19 protein-coding genes are annotated in these 18,249 nt (G+C 64.2%); 11 read left to right on the plus strand and 8 right to left on the minus strand.

The features are described 5' to 3' along the window. Positions 1-13: 13 nt before the first annotated feature. A complete protein-coding gene (locus B5J99_RS07715; protein ID WP_117352066.1) occupies positions 14-1,102 on the minus strand; it encodes a patatin-like phospholipase family protein in 1,089 nt (362 codons plus the stop codon). 150 nt (positions 1,103-1,252) lie between these two features. Here B5J99_RS07715 and B5J99_RS07720 point away from each other — a divergent pair, with 150 nt between their 5' ends. Next, complete coding sequence (locus tag B5J99_RS07720; protein WP_069051356.1) at positions 1,253-2,035, plus strand: 3-hydroxybutyrate dehydrogenase; 783 nt, start codon at positions 1,253-1,255, stop codon at positions 2,033-2,035. 81 nt (positions 2,036-2,116) lie between these two features. On the opposite strand, the gene B5J99_RS07725 is transcribed toward B5J99_RS07720, so the two are convergent. The 3 genes from B5J99_RS07725 to B5J99_RS07735 form a co-directional block, all read right to left on the minus strand. Beyond that, a complete protein-coding gene (locus B5J99_RS07725; RefSeq protein ID WP_162892500.1) occupies positions 2,117-3,496 on the minus strand; it encodes a DUF6438 domain-containing protein in 1,380 nt (459 codons plus the stop codon). A gap of 49 nt (positions 3,497-3,545) precedes the next feature. Continuing rightward, positions 3,546-5,057: a YifB family Mg chelatase-like AAA ATPase gene (locus B5J99_RS07730; protein ID WP_117352068.1), complete on the minus strand. Its 1,512-nt coding sequence runs from the start codon at positions 5,055-5,057 to the stop codon at positions 3,546-3,548. A 75-nt stretch (positions 5,058-5,132) separates the two neighbouring features. Next, entirely contained in the window at positions 5,133-5,801 is a 669-nt protein-coding gene (locus tag B5J99_RS07735) for a winged helix-turn-helix transcriptional regulator (RefSeq protein ID WP_245991794.1), read from the minus strand. Between the two features lie 123 nt (positions 5,802-5,924). Here B5J99_RS07735 and B5J99_RS07740 point away from each other — a divergent pair, with 123 nt between their 5' ends. From B5J99_RS07740 to yghU, 8 genes are all read left to right on the plus strand, one after another. After that, entirely contained in the window at positions 5,925-6,410 is a 486-nt protein-coding gene (locus B5J99_RS07740; protein WP_117352070.1) for a VOC family protein, read from the plus strand. 2 nt (positions 6,411-6,412) lie between these two features. Beyond that, entirely contained in the window at positions 6,413-7,102 is a 690-nt protein-coding gene (locus B5J99_RS07745) for a glutathione S-transferase family protein (protein ID WP_117352071.1), read from the plus strand. Continuing rightward, entirely contained in the window at positions 7,099-7,482 is a 384-nt protein-coding gene (locus tag B5J99_RS07750; RefSeq protein ID WP_054135427.1) for a DUF1428 domain-containing protein, read from the plus strand. The genes B5J99_RS07745 and B5J99_RS07750 overlap by 4 nt, the downstream gene beginning before the upstream one ends. 12 nt (positions 7,483-7,494) lie before the next feature. Continuing rightward, positions 7,495-8,286: a VOC family protein gene (locus B5J99_RS07755; protein WP_117352072.1), complete on the plus strand. Its 792-nt coding sequence runs from the start codon at positions 7,495-7,497 to the stop codon at positions 8,284-8,286. Then, positions 8,283-8,942: a glutathione S-transferase family protein gene (locus B5J99_RS07760; protein WP_117352073.1), complete on the plus strand. Its 660-nt coding sequence runs from the start codon at positions 8,283-8,285 to the stop codon at positions 8,940-8,942. Before B5J99_RS07755 ends, B5J99_RS07760 begins: the two co-directional genes overlap by 4 nt. A 25-nt stretch (positions 8,943-8,967) precedes the next feature. Next, positions 8,968-9,420 carry an SRPBCC domain-containing protein gene (locus B5J99_RS07765; RefSeq protein ID WP_117352074.1) on the plus strand — a complete coding sequence of 151 codons (453 nt, stop codon included), beginning with the start codon at positions 8,968-8,970 and terminating at the stop codon, positions 9,418-9,420. A 305-nt stretch (positions 9,421-9,725) separates the two neighbouring features. Beyond that, on the plus strand, positions 9,726-9,947 hold the full coding sequence (locus B5J99_RS07770) for a hypothetical protein (protein ID WP_054135431.1): 222 nt from the start codon (positions 9,726-9,728) through the stop codon (positions 9,945-9,947). A 154-nt stretch (positions 9,948-10,101) separates the two neighbouring features. After that, a complete protein-coding gene (yghU, locus tag B5J99_RS07775) occupies positions 10,102-10,989 on the plus strand; it encodes a glutathione-dependent disulfide-bond oxidoreductase (protein ID WP_069051381.1) in 888 nt (295 codons plus the stop codon). Between the two features lie 6 nt (positions 10,990-10,995). Here the strand turns inward: yghU and B5J99_RS07780 are convergent, their stop codons facing one another. Genes B5J99_RS07780 through B5J99_RS07790 form a run of 3 tightly spaced genes read right to left on the minus strand, consistent with a single transcriptional unit; the run spans position 10,996 to position 15,486 of the window. Continuing rightward, complete coding sequence (locus B5J99_RS07780) at positions 10,996-11,871, minus strand: ROK family protein (RefSeq protein ID WP_117352075.1); 876 nt, start codon at positions 11,869-11,871, stop codon at positions 10,996-10,998. Next, positions 11,861-12,997: a glycoside hydrolase family 68 protein gene (locus B5J99_RS07785; RefSeq protein ID WP_117352076.1), complete on the minus strand. Its 1,137-nt coding sequence runs from the start codon at positions 12,995-12,997 to the stop codon at positions 11,861-11,863. Before B5J99_RS07785 ends, B5J99_RS07780 begins: the two co-directional genes overlap by 11 nt. A gap of 8 nt (positions 12,998-13,005) precedes the next feature. Continuing rightward, positions 13,006-15,486, minus strand: a complete 2,481-nt coding sequence (locus tag B5J99_RS07790) for a TonB-dependent receptor (RefSeq protein WP_117352077.1) — start codon at positions 15,484-15,486, stop codon at positions 13,006-13,008. Between the two features lie 180 nt (positions 15,487-15,666). Here B5J99_RS07790 and B5J99_RS07795 point away from each other — a divergent pair, with 180 nt between their 5' ends. Continuing rightward, a complete protein-coding gene (locus B5J99_RS07795; RefSeq protein WP_245991798.1) occupies positions 15,667-17,022 on the plus strand; it encodes an MFS transporter in 1,356 nt (451 codons plus the stop codon). Between the two features lie 11 nt (positions 17,023-17,033). Here B5J99_RS07795 and ung read toward each other — a convergent pair whose 3' ends face one another. After that, complete coding sequence (gene ung, locus B5J99_RS07800) at positions 17,034-17,741, minus strand: uracil-DNA glycosylase (RefSeq protein ID WP_117352078.1); 708 nt, start codon at positions 17,739-17,741, stop codon at positions 17,034-17,036. 121 nt (positions 17,742-17,862) lie between these two features. Here ung and B5J99_RS07805 point away from each other — a divergent pair, with 121 nt between their 5' ends. Next, the gene (locus B5J99_RS07805) at positions 17,863-18,246 is read left to right on the plus strand and encodes a VOC family protein (protein WP_245991801.1); all 384 of its coding nucleotides are present in this window, start codon (positions 17,863-17,865) and stop codon (positions 18,244-18,246) included. Positions 18,247-18,249: the final 3 nt, after the last annotated feature.

Raw genomic sequence — 18,249 nt, forward strand, 5'->3', positions numbered from 1 at the left:
TTTGACCAAAGGATCAGAGAAAAAAGGATTTGATGTCCGTCGACGATGTCACCCCGACATCGTCGAAATGATTGTCCAGCCACTGGGTGGCGCATTCGCGGCCGACATCGCGCAGCTTCTTCATGAAGCCCCAGTCGGGGTTGAGCTTGCTGGTGACGCCCAGGCTTTCCATGAACACCTCGTCCTGGATCGAGTGGATCAGCATCCGGCGGTGCTTGTCGTCGTTGAGCTGGCCATCGTCGATCAGATGGGTGACGAAGGCGATCGCGCGCATCTCGCGCATCAGGCTGGAATTGAAGCTGATCTCGTTGATCCGGTTGAGGATGTCCTTGGCGGTCTTGGGGATTTCCTCGCGGTTGAGCGGGTTGATGTGGACGATCACGACATCGTTGGTCTCGCTGCCATAGATCAGCGGGAAGATTGCCGGATTGCCCATGTATCCGCCGTCCCAATAGGCCTCGCCATCGATCTCGATGGTCTGGAACATGAACGGCAGGCAGCCCGATGCCAGCACCTGATCGGGGCCGATCTCATGGTTCTCGAACATGCGGACCTTGCCGGTGCGTACATTGGTGGCCGACAGGAAAAGCTTGATCGGGCAGCCCTCGCGCAGCACGCCAAAATCGATGCTGGACTCCAGCACCTGGCGCAGCGGATTGAAGTTGAATGGGTTGAGCTCATAAGGCGACATCACCCGCGAGAGGATGTCCATCATCAGGAAGGCGGGGCTGAAATCGAGGCTGTGGTTGCCCATCGCCTTGTCGATCCACGAAGGCTGCAGCGGCCCCTTGGCGCCTTCGTCGCTGATTTTCTTCCAGAATTTCTCGAGCTCTTCGCGCGCCCCGTCGGCCCCGCCGATGGTAAGGCCATAGCCCAGCACCGTGGCGTTCATCGCGCCCGCGCTGGTCGCGCTCACCGCATCGAATTTCAGCCGGCCATCCTCGAGCAGCCGGTCGAGCACGCCCCAGGCAAAGGCCCCGTGCGCACCGCCGCCCTGCAACGCCAGATTGACCGGCTTGCTGTTAGCGGCTGCAACATATTTGACATTTTCGGATTTCGCATCCGCAGCATCGGCCGCAGACGACGGGCTAGCCTTGGCCATCGCATTTCCCCCAGAAACTGATGCGAAACCCGTCTTTTTCCGTTGGAACGTAGGGGTAACTCACGTTAGACGAGTCGGCAAGAGTGATTCGCTGCACCTGCGAACAAAGCTCCGGGCCGCGTTGTGCAACTGCTCTGAAGGGGATCTGAAATGCTTAAGGGACTGAATGCCATCGTCACCGGCTCGACCAGCGGAATCGGGCTGGGCATTGCCAATGTTCTGGCGTCCAAGGGCGCCAATCTGGTCATCACCGGTTTCGGCGATGCCGATGCGATCGAGAAGGAACGCGCAGGCCTGGCCGCCAAATACGGCGTCGAGGTCGTCTACAGCAATGCCGACATGTCCAAGCCCGATGATGTCAAGGCGATGGTCGAACTGTGCGTCGAAAAGCTCGGCTCGGTCGACATCCTGGTCAACAACGCCGGCATCCAGCACACCGACGCGGTCGAGGACTTTCCGGCGGACAAGTGGCATCAAGTGATCGCGATCAACCTGTCGGGTATCTTCTTCGCCATCCAGGCCGCGCTGCCGCACATGAAGGCAAAGGGCTTCGGCAGGATCATCAACATCGGATCGGTCCACGGCCTGATCGCCAGCAAGCACAAGGCGGCCTATGTCGCTGCCAAGCACGGCGTGGTCGGCCTAAGCAAGGTCGTTGCGCTCGAGAACGCCGGCACCGGTATCACGTCGAACACCATCTGCCCCGGCTGGGTCCACACGCCTTTGGTGCAGAAGCAGATCGAGGCGATGGCCGCCGATCAGGGCATCAGCGTGGAAGCCGCAACCGAAAAGCTGCTGATCGAAAAGCAGCCCAGCAAGCAGTTCGCCACCCCCGAACAGATGGGCGAACTCGCCGCGTTCCTCTCGAGCGAGGCAGCAGCGCAAATCACCGGCACCGCGATCCCCGTGGATGGCGGCTGGACCGCGCAGTAATGCGATGACGGCAGCGGGGCGGGGGGCTCCGCTGCTGTTAAAATATCGGAAAATCGAAACGGCGGGGCGATAGCTCCACTGTTAGAGTCCTTTGCGGTTCAGCAGGTCGACAACCCTGGGCCACCCTTGCTTTCTGGCCCAGCGGCTCAAGGTCATCCCATCGCCTGGCCGGACCGCGGTTAGGTCCGCGCCGTGAGCAATCAGGACCATCGCTACCGTGTCCTCAGATACACTGAACAGGATATGCTCGCCCTCATTGTCTTTGAAATTGGGGTCGGCTCCGGCGCTTATCAGCATCTGCGCGATCACAGGGTCATCGACCGCCCACAATATGCTTTGAGGATAACCGTATCGAGAGTGCGTTATACTTGCTCCGGCGTTCAAGAGCAGACCTACAACCGTCCTGCGCTTTTCGGCCCCGAAATCGTGATCATTGACCAGCCCTCCATTAGCGGCCTCAAACAATGGGGGATCGGGGCGGCTGGAAGCTTCGGCCAAGCCACGCGGATCTGCTCCAACTGCCAGCAACTGCCTTACAAGTCTGACATCTGCGTTTGCCGCGGCGATGGCCAGCAACTCGGTGGCTTTGCGCTGGCCAAGCTCCTTAAGCCTCGGATCACGAGCCAACAACCGGAACGCGCTGTGGTGACCGACTGTGACAGCCGCAAACACGGCGTCAGCATATGCCTCGTTGGACCCGGCGGCACCGTTTTCCAGCAACCATGAGGCTGCTTTCTTGCTACCTGCGTAGGTTGCAGACCTGAAAGGGCTTGGACCATTTTCTATATTTACGGGCGCACCCAGTGCTTTGAGCCTAGCCATTGTGGTGACATCGTCTCGCTCGGCGGCTGCATCCATGAGTTCCAACCCGATCGTCCCCGTAAAGTCAGTGCCTTTAGCTTCCAGCATTGTTACAACCTCAGGCGTGCCTTTGATCCAGCGTTCTGTTCCGGCCGCAGTGTCGATGGCATCTTCGATCCGGGTAACGCTTGCCGGCATGCCGACACTTTCGACAGCATAATCCACGACCGTTTTTTTGCCGTTTCCGGTGTCGATCGAGACGATGTAGGTCGGATTGTCTGTGATTTCGGACTGGTATTCGTCCTTCAGGTTGAAGAAGTCTGCGCCTTTGAATTGGTCAATAAGGGCATCGACCTGTTCTGCTGCTAAGCTGGTGCGGTAACGGCCCGCTACCCTAACGCCGGTCTGGGTCGAATAGTCCTTCCCTTCCCCGAGACCCATTTCTGCTGAGTTGGGACCAGTATCGAAAACAACATTGCCACCGCCGTCGATCCTCACTTCGTAGGCCGGGCACGAACCGAAACACCCCGACCGCGACAAAGTGATTTGGAGCTTGCTCCTGTCGATTTCAGGAAATGGCTTTTGATCTGGGCCACACGCGCCGGACATCGCGGTCAATGTGACCAGAAGCAGTAAGCGCATGATGAAATTGTATGGCACTGACAGTCTGTATGCTAAATCGCTCGTTGTTTGCATGTCTGATAAATTCTCAACCCACCGGTGCCCGTCTGCGGTAGCTCAGTGCCTCTGCGACATGCACCCGGCCCACTGTCTGTGCGCCGCTCAGATCCGCGATCGTGCGGGCGACCCTCAAAACTCGTGTATAGCCGCGCGCAGATAGACGCATCGCCTCTGCCGCTCTTGCCAGCAGCTGCCTTGCCGGCTCATCCGGCGTGGCGAAGCGTTCCAGCGCTTCTCCGTCGATCTCGGCGTTGGTGCGGGCCTTGATGTCGGCGTAGCGCGCGGTCTGGAGGGCGCGGGCGGCGGCGACTCTGGCGGCGACCTCGGCCGAGCCTTCGGCGGGCGGGGGCAGGGTCAGGTCGGCGGCGGTGACGGCCTCGACCTCGACATGCAGGTCGATACGGTCGAGCAGCGGGCCGGATACCTTGGCCTGATAGTCCGCCGCGCATCTGGGCGCGCGCGAGCAGCCGAGCGCGGGGTCGCCCAGATGCCCGCAGCGGCACGGGTTCATCGCCGCGATCATCTGCACCCGCGCCGGAAAGGTCACATGCGCATTGGCGCGCGCGACGCTGACCTCGCCGGTCTCGAGCGGCTGGCGCAGCGAATCGAGCACAGTGCGCTGGAATTCGGGCAGTTCGTCGAGGAACAATACGCCCAGATGCGCCATGCTCACCTCGCCCGGGCGCACTTTCAGCCCGCCGCCGACGAGCGCCGCCATCGAGGCGCTATGGTGGGGTGCGCGGAACGGACGCGCGCGGCTGATCCGGCCATCGGTGAGCGTGCCCGCGACGCTCGCCACCATCGAGACTTCGAGCGCCTCCTCCGGCGTCAGCGGCGGCAATATGCCCGGAAGGCACGAAGCCATCAGCGACTTGCCCGCGCCCGGCGGCCCGGTCATCACCATGTTGTGCCCCCCGGCAGCCGCGATCTCGAGCGCACGCTTGGCGGTCTCCTGGCCCTTGACCTGCTTGAGATCGGCGCCGCGCACCGGCTCCTCGGCGATCCCGGGCCGGGGCGGGCTCAATCGTCCATTGCCCTTCAGATGGTTGAGCAAAGTGAGCAGGTCGGGTGCGGCAATGACATCGATGCCGCCCGCCCAGGCGGCCTCCGCGCCCTGCGCAGCCGGGCAGATCAGCCCTCTTCCGGTTGCCGACGCATGCAAGGCTGCGAGCAGCACGCCGGGCGAGGCGGCGATCCGCCCGTCGAGCGCGAGTTCGCCCACCGCGACATACTCGCTCGCCAGTTCGGCATCGATGATCCCCATCGCCGCGAGCAGCGCCAGCGCGATCGGCAGGTCGTAATGCGAACCTTCCTTGGGAAGATCAGCCGGCGAGAGGTTGACGGTGATGCGCTTGGGCGGAAGCGACAGACCCAGCGAGGCGATCGCCGCGCGCACCCGTTCGCGGCTTTCGCCCACCGCCTTGTCGGGCAGGCCGACCACAGCGATGCCCTTTTGCACGCCGGGCGAAATCTGCACCTGCGCCTCGACGCTGCGCGCCTCGAGCCCCAGATACGCAACGGTCTGGACGATGGCGACCATCCCTGCCCCCTGTTTGTTCCGCGCAGAGACTGACGCGTCCGACCTGATGAGTCGAGGGCAATTCGCGAGTTTGCGTCATTCTGGAGGCAATTGCACCCGCTCGGGCAGCGGAAACAGCGTGCAGAAGCGCGCGATTAATGCGGGGTCGCCCTGCGCGGTCAGCAGCCCCTGCTTAGCCAGCGCCTCCAGCGGCACCCCGCCATAGACCGCGCCGGCCAGCGCATGGGGGGTTCCGGCAAAGACGATGTCGCACCGCTCGGGCTCGCCGCGCGCAATCGCGATCCCGCGCGCGGTCAGGTGGCCGACATAGGCCATGTCGCCGAAGACGAAGCCGACGCGCAGGTCGAGATCGCCGACGCGGGCACTGTCCAGCATCGTGCGGAACGAGAGCATGATCGACACCCCGCTGATCGGCAGCGTCGGATCGTGCCAGGGCGATCGCGCCGCCCAGCGGCCCAGCATCTGGACCAGCGGCTCGGCCTCATAGCCCCAGGGGGTCAGTTCATAGACCTGTGCGGAGGCCGGCGGCGGCAGGCGGCGGCGGGCGACCAGCAATTTGGCTTCAAGCCCCTCGAGCCGCTGGGTCAGCACATTGGCGCTGATCCCGGGCAGGTCTGCGCGCAGTTCGCTGAACCGTCGCGGGCCGAGCATCAGTTCGCGCATCACCAGCAGAGCCCAGCGTTCTCCAATCAATTCAAGCCCATGCGCCGTTCCACAGGCATCGTCGTATAGCCGTCTGGCCAAAAAATGCTCCTTCGAAGTTATAAATAATAACTAAACAGTTGCTTTTGATAACATGGCTGGCGACACTCGGCAACAACAGGTCCGAGTCGCACAGCAAGCGGCGGGCTGCGAGAGGGTGAACCGATGAGCAAGATTGCACCGTGTCTGTGGTTCGATGGAGTGTCTGAGCTTGCGGCGCGGCATTATGTGGCGGTGGTGCCGGACAGCCGCATCGACCGGATCGTGCATGCACCGGCGGACAATCCCTCGACCGCCGAGGGAGCGGTGCTGCTGGTCGAGTTCACCTTGGCGGGGCAGGGCTTTGTCGCGCTCAACGGTGGCCCCGGCAACCCGCACACCGACGCAATTTCGTTCCAGATCTATACCGACGACCAGGCTGAAACAGACCGCATCTGGGCAGCCATGATCGCAGACGGCGGGGCGGAGATCGCCTGCAGTTGGTGCCGCGACCGCTGGGGCGTGCGCTGGCAGATCGTGCCCAGGCGGATGATGCAGCTGCTGGCCGATCCTGACCCCGGCCGGGCCGCACGCGCGTTCGCAGCGATGTCGGCGATGGTCAAGATCGACATCGCCGCGATCGAGGCGGCAGCCGAAGGGCGGGGCGCCTGATCATGGCTGTCGATCCGCAAGCCAGCCTGGTGATCACCGCGTTCGACTGGGTGCCCGATTTCGCGCGCGGTTTCGTCCGCGATCTGCGCCCCCGCTGGGCGTGTGAAGAGATCGGCCTCGCTTATGCCGAACGGCTGATCAGCGCGGTCAAACGGCCCGCCGAGCATTTTCGTGACCAGCCATGGGGGCAGGTGCCGGTGATCGACGACGCAGGCATCCGGCTGTTCGAATCGGGTGCGATCCTGCTGCATCTGGGAGAGAGGCACCCCGATCTGCTGCCGGTCGATCCGCAGCTGCGCGCCGATACCCTGTCCTGGCTGTTTGCGGCGTTCAACAGCGTAGAGCCGATGATGTTCGAGCTCGGCACCGTCACCCTGTTCGCCGCAGGTGAGCCTTGGGCCGAGCTCAGGCGACCATCGCTGATGGCGTTTATCGGCGGTCGGCTCGACAGGCTGGCCACCGCTCTGGGGGACCGAGAATGGCTGACGGGCCAGTTCAGTATCGCCGATATCGCGATGGTGACGGTACTGCGCGAGGCGCAGGATACCGACCTGCTGACCGAACGTCCGGTGCTCGCCGCCTATCTGGCGCGCGCCACAGCGCGCCCAGCCTTTGGCCGCGCGCTCGCGGCGCAATTGGCCGCCTTCGGCGACGGACCCCCATCGCCAACACAGCACGGAGAGACCCCATGACCTATATCGATGGCTTTGTGATCGCTTGCCCCACCGCTAACCGCGATGCGTTCATCGCGCACGCGCGCATGGGCGATGCGGTGTTTATCGAGCTGGGCGCACTGCGCGTGGTCGAATGCTGGGGCGACGACGTTCCCGACGGTCACACCACCGACTTCCGCCGTGCGGTAAAGGCCGAGAGCGACGAGAGCGTGCTGTTCAGCTGGATCGAATGGCCCGACAAGGCGACGCGCGACGCTGCCATGGCGCGGATGACCGAGATGATGACCGATCCCGCCAAGGCCGACCCGCGCATGGACCCGGCCAAGAACCCGATGCCGTTCGATGGCAAGCGCCTGATCTTCGGCGGTTTCGTCCCCGTCGTCGACATGACCGCCTGAAGGAGCCCAGCCATGACCAATCCGCATGGAGAGTTCGTCTGGTACGAGCTGATGACCCCCGACATCGAGGGGGCGAGCGCCTTTTATGGCGCGCTTCTGGGGTGGACCTTCGCAGCGTCGAGCCAGCCCGATATGGACTACCGCTTCTTTTCCGCCGGCAGCGAGCAGATTGGCGGCTTTCTGGCGCTGACGCCCGCAATGCAGCAGGGCGGAGCGCAGCCCGGCTGGCTCGGTTACATCGCGGTCGACGACATCGATGCGGCGATCGGCGCGATCACGGCAACGGGCGGCGCGTTGCACATGGGCCCGCAGCACATTCCCGGCACCGGGCGCTTCGCGCTGGTCGCCGATCCTCAGGGCGTCGTGTTCTACATCATGCAGGACACATCGGGCGAAACCAGCCAGGCCTTCGCCGCTGACATGCCGCGCGTCGGCCATTGCGCGTGGAACGAGCTCGCTACCACCGATCAGGCGGGCGCGATGGCGTTCTACACGCAGACCTTTGGCTGGGTGAAGGACGGCGAGATGGATATGGGCGCGATGGGGTCGTATGAATTTATCCGCCACGGCAGCGTCATCGGCGCGATGATGACCAAGCCACCCGAAATGCCTTTCGCCTGCTGGTCCTGTTACTTCCGGGTCGCCGATATCGACGCTGCTGCGGCGACCGCCAGCGCGAAAGGAGGGCACGTGCTTTTCGGCCCCTCGGAAGTGCCCGGCGGCGATTTCATCATCACCGGGATCGATCCGCAAGGTGCGCCCTTCTCGCTCGTGGGGCAGCGCAACCAGGCGACCGCAGCGTGACCATCGAGCTTTTTGCGCACCCGTTCTCGTCCTATTGCCAGAAGGTGCTGGTGGCCCTTTACGAGAACGCGACGCCATTCACCTTGCGGATGCTCGGCCCGGTCCATCCCGACAATGGTGCTGCGCTGGCTGCGCTCTGGCCGCTGGGCAAGTTTCCGTTGCTGCGCGAGGGCGATCGCGTCGTGATGGAAGCGAGCACGATCATCGAATATCTCGGCATCGCCCACCCCGGCACCACCCCGCTGATCCCCGCCGATCCGGCTGCGGCGCTGCAGGTGCGGATGATGGACCGCATCTTCGACAATTATGTCATGACCCCGCAGCAGAAGGTTGTCTCCGATGCGATGCGCGCTGCCGATGCCCGCGATCCTGCCGGGCTGGCCGATGCCAGGGCGATGCTCGATGAAATATATCGCTGGCTCGACGCCAGAATGCAGGACCGGGTCTGGGCTGCCGGTGATGCCTTTACCCTTGCCGATTGCGGCGCGGCGCCGGCCCTGTTCTATGCTGACTGGTCGCACCAGATCCCCGCCGGGCTGCAGGCGCTGCATGCCTATCGGGCGCGGCTGCTGGCGCGGCCCTCGTTTGCCCGCGCGGTGGACGAAGCGCGGCCGTATCGACCGCTGTTTCCGCTCGGTGCGCCCGAGCGCGACTGAGCCTTTCTGCTGGAGAAACCCGTTCATGACCGATGCTCACGCCCTCAGCGTTACCCGTTTCATCGCCGCGCCGCCCGCAACAGTGTGGGACATCATCACGCAGAGGCTGGAAGAGTGGTGGTGCCCGGTTCCCTGGCGAACCGAGGTCGTCGAATATGACTGGCGATCGGGCGGCCGCATGGCGACGATCATGCACGGCCCGGATGGCGAGCGGCATGAAAGTGAAGGAGTGTTTCTGGAGGTTGTTCCGCAGGTGCGATTCGTTTTCACCGATGCCTTCCGCGCAGGATGGGTGCCGCAGGAGGCCTTCATGGTCGGCACCATCGCGATTGCCCCCGAAGGCGAGGACACCCGCTATACCGCCAGCGCGCAGCACTGGACGCGGGAAGCAATGGAGCGTCACCGCGACATGGGGTTCGAGCCAGGCTGGTCGGCGGTCGCGGACCAGCTTGCGGCGCTTGCGGAAGCGTCGGTCTAGACCTCGCGGTGAGACGAGGCCATGATGCCCGTCAACCGCGTCACTTCCGGTCCACTTGCGCGATACGGGTGATTCGCGCTGTGCGAATCGCAGGCGGCGATTGCCTTGTGGCGATTGATGCCGTGATATGGGCCCTGCAATACGGTTACAAATGCCGTTAATTGCGGAATTCCGTGCCCCCGGCTTGCGGGGAAGCGCCTGAAAAGAGCGATGAAATTGGTCCAAATTGCGCTCAACGCATGTTGCATTTGCTAACATCCTGTGGAATACGGCGATTGCTAGCAGCACGTCTGAAGGGACTATTTATGAAACTTGCAAAGACCGCACTGGCTGCGCTTGCTCTGACCACGATGGTCGGCGCTCCGGTTCTGGCACAGGCTGCGACTTCCGCAGCCCGCGTCAGCGCTTCGAGCGAAGAGAGCGACGCAGAGGGCAGCACCGGCATCATCATTGGTGTCGTGGCCGCTGCCGCCGTGATCGGCGGCATCATCATCATCGCTGATGATGATGAGCCCAACAGCCCCTGAGCCCTTCTTCGGAAGAGATCAGGTACTGATTCGGAAAAGGGCGGCCAGCAATGGTCGCCCTTTTTTGTTGCGCTCCGGTTGATTGCGGGCCGATCCGGGCTGATATGGGTCGGGACTCACTTCCTCGCTCACTCTCAGCTGCGGAGCCCAGCCCATGACCAATTTCCCTGCCGACTATACCCCGCCTGCCGTGTGGACCTGGGACAAGGACAATGGCGGCGCCTTTGCCAACATCAACCGGCCGATCGCGGGCGCGACTCACGACAAGACGCTGCCGGTCGGCAAGCATCCGCTGCAGCTCTATTCGATGGCGACGCCCAACGGCGTCAAGGTCACGGTGATGCTCGAGGAGCTGCTCGCAGCGGGCCATTCGGGCGCCGAATATGATGCGTGGATGATCGATATCCGCAGCGGCGACCAGTTCGGCAGCGATTTCGTCGCGATCAACCCCAACAGCAAGATCCCCGCGCTGATGGACCACAGCGCGCCCGAACCCGTCCGGCTGTTCGAATCGGGATCGATCCTGCTGTATCTTGCGGAAAAGTTCGGTGCTTTGCTGCCCACCGACCCGGCCAGGCGGACCGAGGCGCTGAACTGGCTGTTCTGGCAGATGGGCAGCGCGCCCTATCTCGGCGGCGGCTTCGGCCATTTCTATGCCTATGCGCCGATCAAGATCGAATATTGCATCGATCGCTTCACCATGGAGACCAAGCGCCAGCTCGACGTGCTCAACCGGCATCTGGCGGATAACGAATATCTGGCAGGCAGCGAGTATTCGATCGCAGATATCGCCATCTGGCCCTGGTATGGCGGCGTGGCGAGCGGCGCGGTGTACAACGCGGCCGAGTTCCTGCAGGCGCAGGACTATCCGCATCTGCTGCGCTGGGCCGACCAGATCGGCGAGCGGCCCGCGGTGAAGCGCGGCAAGATCGTCAACCGGACATGGGGCGATGATCTGAGCGAGCAGCTGCGCGAACGGCACGATGCCAGCGACTTCGAACTGCGGACGCAGGACAAGCTTGCTCCCGCCGAAACTGACTGAATTCGCTTACAGGAGATCCGCCGCCAGCAGAAATGCGCCTGCCAGCCCCGATGTCGGGGCCAGGGCAGGGCGGCGGATCACCTCGGCTGCCGGCAGCGCAAAATAGCCGCCGTCGCTGGCATGCGCAGCGGCCACCACGCGCTCGAACAGCCCGGGCGTTGCCATCACTCCGCCGCCCAGCACGATGGCATCGGGCGCGAGCGCGGCGCGCAGCGTGTTGCACATCTCGGCAAGGTAGCCCGCGATGATGCCGTGCGCGGCATGATCGGGTGGAAGGTGCGACAGGGTCTCGCCCCAGCGCGCCAGAATTGCAGGGCCGCTCGCCAGCCCTTCCAGGCAGTCGCCGTGGAACGGGCATATCCCATCAAACCCATGGTCGTCGGCATTGCGCCGCGGGCGCATATGGCCAAGCTCGGGATGGCCCGTTCCGCCGACGATCTGCCCATCGGCGATCACACCGCCGCCGATTCCGGTGCCGATGGTGACATAGACGCTGACCCCGGTATCGCGCGCTGCGCCCAGCCGTGCTTCGGCCAGCGCGGCGGCGTTGACATCGGTATCGAATGCGATCGGAACGCCATTGGCGCGCGCCACGGTTCCGGCAAGGTCGAACCCGCTCCAGCCCAGCTTGGGCGTGGCGAGGATATGGCCCCATTTCGGCGAGCGGGTATCGCGCTCGAGCGGCCCGAACGAGCCGATGCCGATCGCGGCCAGCCCTGCATGCCGTTCGAAAAAGGCGTTGGTTTCGGCAAGCGTGGTCTCAGGATCGCGTGTCGCGATCTGCAGCTGGTCGATCACAGCATCGGGCCCATGGCCTACGCCGAGCACGAACTTGGTGCCGCCGGCCTCGATCGCGCCCAGCAGCGGCCGGTCAGCGGGCATGCAACTGGTCCATGGCAAAGCTTTCGACGATCCGGCTGGTGTCGCCGTCGAGCGCGATGCGCACCATAGGCGCAGGCGTCGCGCCAAAGGTCTCGGCGGCGACAAAGGCGTTTTCTGCCGGGTTGCGGCCCTTCAGGCCCCAGTGATCGACAAAGCTGCACACCAGCAGTTCGGCGCTGGCGAACCAGCTGAACGCCTGCATGGGCTCGGCATCGGGGTTCGCGATCACCAGCCCGGTGCCGTTGAGCGGGCGCCAGGGGCCGCAAAGCTGCTCTGCCACCATGCCGTAAAAGCCGGTGGGGCCGCTGGGGCCATCGGGAGCGAACACGCTGCGCTGGGTGGACCAGAAGACATAATACAGCCCCTGATGCGCGACGATCTGGGCGCGTTCAAGCTCGTTGTTCAGCGTGTCGGCGTGCATGATCGGGGGCAGAAGCTGCCAGCCGCCCTCGGCATCCTGCCGTGCCAGCCCGATCGCACCGTTATATGCGGCGCTCGATGTCGCAAGCGTCGCGGTGAAAACGATGTAGCGCGCACCATCGGCCGGATCGATGAAGAAGGCAGGGTCGCGGAAGGCCTTGACCGTGCCGGGGGCGCCGTCGTGCCGGTCGGCGACCAGATACATCGCGCCATCGGCGGCGAAGATCTCGCGTACCGGGGTCCATCCGGTGATGCGGCCATCACTTTGCAGCGTGCCGGTCGTTTCGACAAGCCGCTGCTGATAGCCGCCGGGGCGTTTCGCCAGCCCTGCTGCGGTGAAGTACAGCGTGACCCGGTCGCCCTCGAGCACAGCAGAGCCCGACCATTCCCGCTCGTGATCGCCAAGCCCCGGCGGTAGCAGGTCGCCCAGATCATGCCAGCCCGCTGAGTCCAGGTGAAGCAGCCGGATTTTCGCCTCGAAATGGCGCAGCGCTGGATCGCTCCGGTCGGGTGCAGCCAGCACCATCCACACAGTGCCGCCGTTGACCTGCGCCATCGACCCGTCTGCCTGCTGCAGCGGCCACATGTCCCACAGCAGCAGGTCGGGCAGGATCCGCGCCGCCTCGGCCTCGCCGATCAACCCTAGCGCGGGCAGGGGCTGATCGGCGATGGCGGTGACATGCGCGGCGGTCCAGGCGGTCGTCATGCGTTGAGTCAGAAGTCGTAACGCAGCGTGGCGGAGATGGTGCGGCCGTTGATCGAACGCGCGCGGACGAAGCCGTTGGCCGGGATCGCACCTTCCTCGGCCTCGGTGAAGCCGCGCGTGTCGAACAGGTTGTTGGCGTTGATCGACAGCTGCACCCGCTCGATCGGGCGCACCGCGACGAACGCGTTCACCTGCGTGAAGCCCGGCAGCACCAGCAGGTTGTTGTCCTGTGCAAAGCTGTCGGTGGTGCCCACCAGATTGGCGCCGAGCGAGAACATATCCTGTTCGTACTGGCCGCTCAGCTGATAGATGAAATCGGCCTGGCGACGCGGGGTGTTGCCTTCGTTGGCGGGGTTGATGCGGTCGCGGTTGATCTCGGCATCGGTATAGGTGCCGCTGGCGCTCATCGTGAAGCCACCGGTGCGGTACGATGCCTCGACCTCGAGACCCTTGGCCCTGAACACGCGGTCGAAGGTCTGGCGGGTGGTTGCCTCGAAGTTGGTTTCCTCGGTTTCGGCGTAGAAAGCCGTGGCATAGACCGCGAGCCCGCCCGCACGGTACTTGATCCCGGCTTCGGCCTGCTTGACGAAGTCGACCGCGATCCCTTCGTTGCGGATATCGCCGGTGACGAAGTTGACGTTGTCGTTGTTGAACAGCAGACGGTCGGCGTTGGCACGGCCGCCCTTGCTGTAGCGCGCGAACGCCGCCAGATCGTCGGAGAAGCGATAGTTCGCGCCGAACGAATAGCTGAAATAGTCATAGCTGTAATCGACCAGCGCGGGCGCGCCGAGCGGGATGGTCGATGTCTGCGCCTCGGCAGCGCTGATCACGCCATTGCGGTTGAAATCGAACGCGGTCGTGCCGACGCGGCCACCGCCCAGGTCCGCGCCGAAGGTGCGGCCCGAAGCATCGCCAAAGTCATAGCGGATGCTGCCATCGAGCGTCAGCCGGTCGAACTCGAGCGAGAGCGATGCGAACGGCGCGTTGGTATCATATTGCAGATCATAGCTGCGCCGGCAGCATCCGCCGAAGAAGCTCGCGCCATAGGCCACCGTGCCGCGGTCGGACAGCCGGGTGCCAGCGGCGTTGACCACGTCGATCAGCGCCGCATCGCCGCCACCGCGCACCTCGAGTAGATGCGAGGTCCACAGCCAGTCGGTGTTGATGTCCTGGCGCGACTTGTAGAAGCCCGCGGTCAGCGTGGCGGTGCCGCCGCCCAGATCGAAATCACCGGTCACGCGCAGATCGTTGGTGATGTTGTCGAGGCTGTTCAGCCGGGTGTTGAACAGCACGACGCTGGCGACCAGCGAGCCGCCGGGCACGTTCTGCCCTGCCTGCGTTCCATTGGCGAACACCAGCCGCGCGCCCGCGCCGCCAAGGGCAGCCGCGGTGTTGGCGGCGGTATCGAACGATCCGGGGAAGGGCGAGGTGAAGCCGCCCGAGACATCGGAGAAGCGGAAGCGGTTGGTGACCTTCCAGCCATCGGCAATCTCGAACTCGCCTTCAAAGCCGAATGCCTTGACCAGGGGGCGCTGGCCGTTGGTGATGTCGTACCGGCGCGGCTGGTTGTTGCCGTCGAGCGTCAGCGCCGACTGGAAGAAGCGCGAGTGCAGGCTGTCCGAGCTGATGTCGAAGCCGGGGACGTTGGAATAATTGGGGTTGCCGTTGGTTCCGGTCACCCGCACCGGATTGGGCAGATAGCCGACGGCGCGGTCGTCCAGATACTTGGCATAGACGCGGATATAGCCGCCGGTGAACTCCTTGGTGATGTTGGCCTTGATCTGGCCACCGCGGTTGCCGTCATAGCCGATATCGCGCGGGCCTTCGCCCTGGCGCACAAAGCCGCCCATGTGGAAATACAGGTCCTGCCCCAGGCTGCCGCCATAATCGAAATCGAAGCGCTTCTCGTCATAGTCGAGGCCCAGCGTCGCCTGGATGGTGCCGCCATTCTGGTCCTTGCCGGTTTTGGAGATCATGTTGATCACGCCGCCGGGCGAGTTGGAGGCGAAGGTCGAGGCGCTGCCGCCGCGGATCGCCTCGACACGCGCGATGTTGAGATCGGCGCGCAGGAAGATGTCCGAGTTGCCGAAGGTGATGTCGCCAAATTCGAGGATCGGCAGGCCGTCCTCCTGCAGCTGCAGGAACTTGGCGCCGCCCGATGCGATCGGCAGGCCGCGCACCGCGATGTTGGCATTGCCTTCGCCGCCCGATGCTTCCGAGCGGATGCCCGGGATGTTGCGGAAGATTTCCGCCGCGCTGCGCGGTGCAGTCGTGGCGATCTGTTCGGCGCTGAGCGAGCTCACCGAGATCGAGCTGTCGAGCACATTGGCGCCGCGCGCCACCGCAGTGACGACGATCACGTCACCCGAATCGGCATCATCGGCTGACGAAGCGTCCTGGGCAAAGGCTGTGGGGGTGATTGCAGTGGCGGTGGCAACGGCCAGTGCCGCATAGGCGCTGCGAACGCGCAGGGCTTTCAAAATCGACATGATACCTCTCCTGAACTGGCCGGTACTCCGGCTGCAGCTATCTATGCTATGCACACCTGCAATCGTTTGCAACAGTTAGTTGCAAACGATTGCAAAAAAGCTTGCCAAAGTGCCAGCGCGCCTATTAGCATAACGCCCAAGGCGCAAGGCAAAGACGCCCCCAGGATCGAGGACCACGTCATGACCAGCGCCGTGCAAGCACCATCCGCCAGCCATGACGCTGCACCCTTCCGGGCGCCTCGGCTGTCGCTGCCGCGGATCGTCGAGATGAACCTCGGCTTTTTCGGGCTGCAGTTCAGCTTCGGCCTGCAACAGGCCAACATGACGCCGATCTACACCTTTCTGGGCGCTGACGAGGCGACCATGCCGCTGCTGTGGCTGGCAGGACCGATGACCGGGCTGCTGATCCAGCCGATCGTCGGCGCGCTGTCCGATCGCACCAATTCCAGGCTGGGGCGGCGCACGCCGTATTTTCTGATCGGTGCGGTGATCTGTTCGCTGTGCCTGTTCCTGATGCCCTATTCGAGCGCATTGTGGATGGCCGCGAGCCTGCTGTGGCTGCTCGATGCGGGCAACAATATCACCATGGAGCCTTATCGCGCCTATATCGCCGACCGGCTCGAACCGGGGCAGCGGCCCGCGGGCTTTCTGATCCAGAGCGCGTTTACGGGCCTTGCCCAGTGCCTGTCCTATGCCACCCCCAGCCTGCTGGTCGGGTTCGGCATCAGCCAGAACCTCGTAGACATCAACGGCATCCCGGTGATCGTCCGGATCGCCTTCGTGTTCGGCGCGATCCTGTCGATTTCCACCATCGTCTGGTCAGTAGTGCGCGTGCCCGAACTCAAGCTGACCGAGGCGGAGCTCGCCGAGATGGCCGCCAAGCCGATGGGGGCAGGCGCCGCGCTGGCAGAGATCCGCGATGCCTTCATCGCCATGCCCAGGCCGATGCGCCAGCTGGCCTGGGCGATGCTGTGCCAATGGTATGCGATGTTCGTCTACTGGCAGTTCATCTCGCTCTCGGTGTCGCGCACGCTGTTTCCGGGGGGGGAACGCGGATCGGCCGGCGCGAATGCGGATTTCATCTCCGCCTCGCTCACCGCGCAGCAGATGGGCGTGGCCTATAACGCCGTCGCCTTTATCGGCGCGCTGGCGCTGATCCCTGTCGTCCGGCGGCTGGGCGCCAAGCCGGTGCACGCCGCGTGCCTCGTCGCGTCGGGAATCGCGATGATGTCGCTGCCGATGCTCGACAGCCGCGCCGCGATGTTCGTGCCGATGATCGGCATCGGCCTGGGCTGGGCCGGGATGATGGGCAACACCTATGTGATGCTGGCCGATTGCATCCCGCCCGAGCGGACCGGCGTGTACATGGGCATCTTCAACATGTTCATTGTGGTGCCGATGCTGATCGAGACGATGACCATGCCGCTGATCTATGCGCCGCTGCTGGGGTCCGATCCGCGCAACGCCATCCTGCTGGCGGGCGTGCTGATGCTGTTCGGCGCGGTCGCGACGCTTCGGGTGCGCACCGCGGCCTGATCGCGAGCGCTTTAGCTGGGCACGGGCTGGTGCGGTAGCTGCCAGTCGATCGGGTTGCGCCCGGCTGCTTCCAGAAACGCGTTGGCCTTGCCGAAATGACCGCAGCCCAGAAAGCCGCGATGCGCCGAGAGAGGCGAGGGGTGCGGGGCTTTCAGCACCAGATGCCGCGCATCGACATTCCCAGCCTTTTTCTGCGCATGGCTGCCCCACAGCAGGAACACCACCGGCTGCTGCTGCGCATTGACGCGCGCGATCACCGCATCGGTGAAGCGCTCCCAGCCGCGTCCCTGATGCGAGCCTGCCTCGCCCATTTCCACCGTCAGCACCGCGTTGAGCAACAGCACGCCCTGGCGCGCCCAGGGCTCTAGAAACCCGTGCGCGGGGGGCATGATCGCAAGGTCACGCTCCAGCTCCTTGTAGATGTTGATCAAAGAAGGCGGCGGCCGCACCCCTGGTTGGACGCTGAAGCATAGCCCATGCGCCTGTCCGGGGCCGTGATACGGATCCTGCCCCAGAATGACCACGCGAACGCTGTCAGGCGGGGTCAGGTCGAGCGCGCGAAACCACTGGCTGCCCGGCGGAAAGATCCTGGCGCCTGCCGCCTTGCGCTCTAGCAGGAAGGCTTTCAGCTCGGCCATGTAGGGCGCGGCAAATTCGTCGGCCAGCGCGTCGCGCCAGGCGGGACGGATCTGCGGAACTACGGGGGCAGGGGTGGTCATGGGGTGCCTGATGCCCGCCCCGGCCACGCCCGGTCAAGCCGCTGCATGGATTTTGACCCGGCGCGATGATAACCTTGGCCAAAGCAATACGAGTCGCGTCACCACACCATTTGAGGGGGTCATGACCATGCCGCTGTCCAGTGCCAAGCCCGTCACCTTCATCAACACCGCCAGCCGCGCGGCGAGCGAGCCTTTCTATCGTGATGTCCTTGGCCTGCCATTCGTGGCGGACGATGGCTTTGCCGCGGTGTTCGATCTGCCGGGCGCGGTGCTGCGTATTACCGAGTTGCAGGATTATCAGCCCGCACCCCATCCCGCTTTGGGGTGGATGGTGGATGACATCGCTGCGACCATGCAGGCGCTGATTGAGCGCGGTGTGACCCCGACGATCTACGAGGGCTTCGGCCAGGATGCGCTGGGCATCTGGACCGCGCCCGACGGCATCGCCAAGGTCGCCTGGTTCAACGACCCAGACGGCAATGTGCTGAGCCTCACCCAATGCTGAGGC

This window comes from Blastomonas fulva (genome assembly GCF_003431825.1).
In the GTDB taxonomy this organism is placed as follows: domain Bacteria; phylum Pseudomonadota; class Alphaproteobacteria; order Sphingomonadales; family Sphingomonadaceae; genus Blastomonas; species Blastomonas fulva.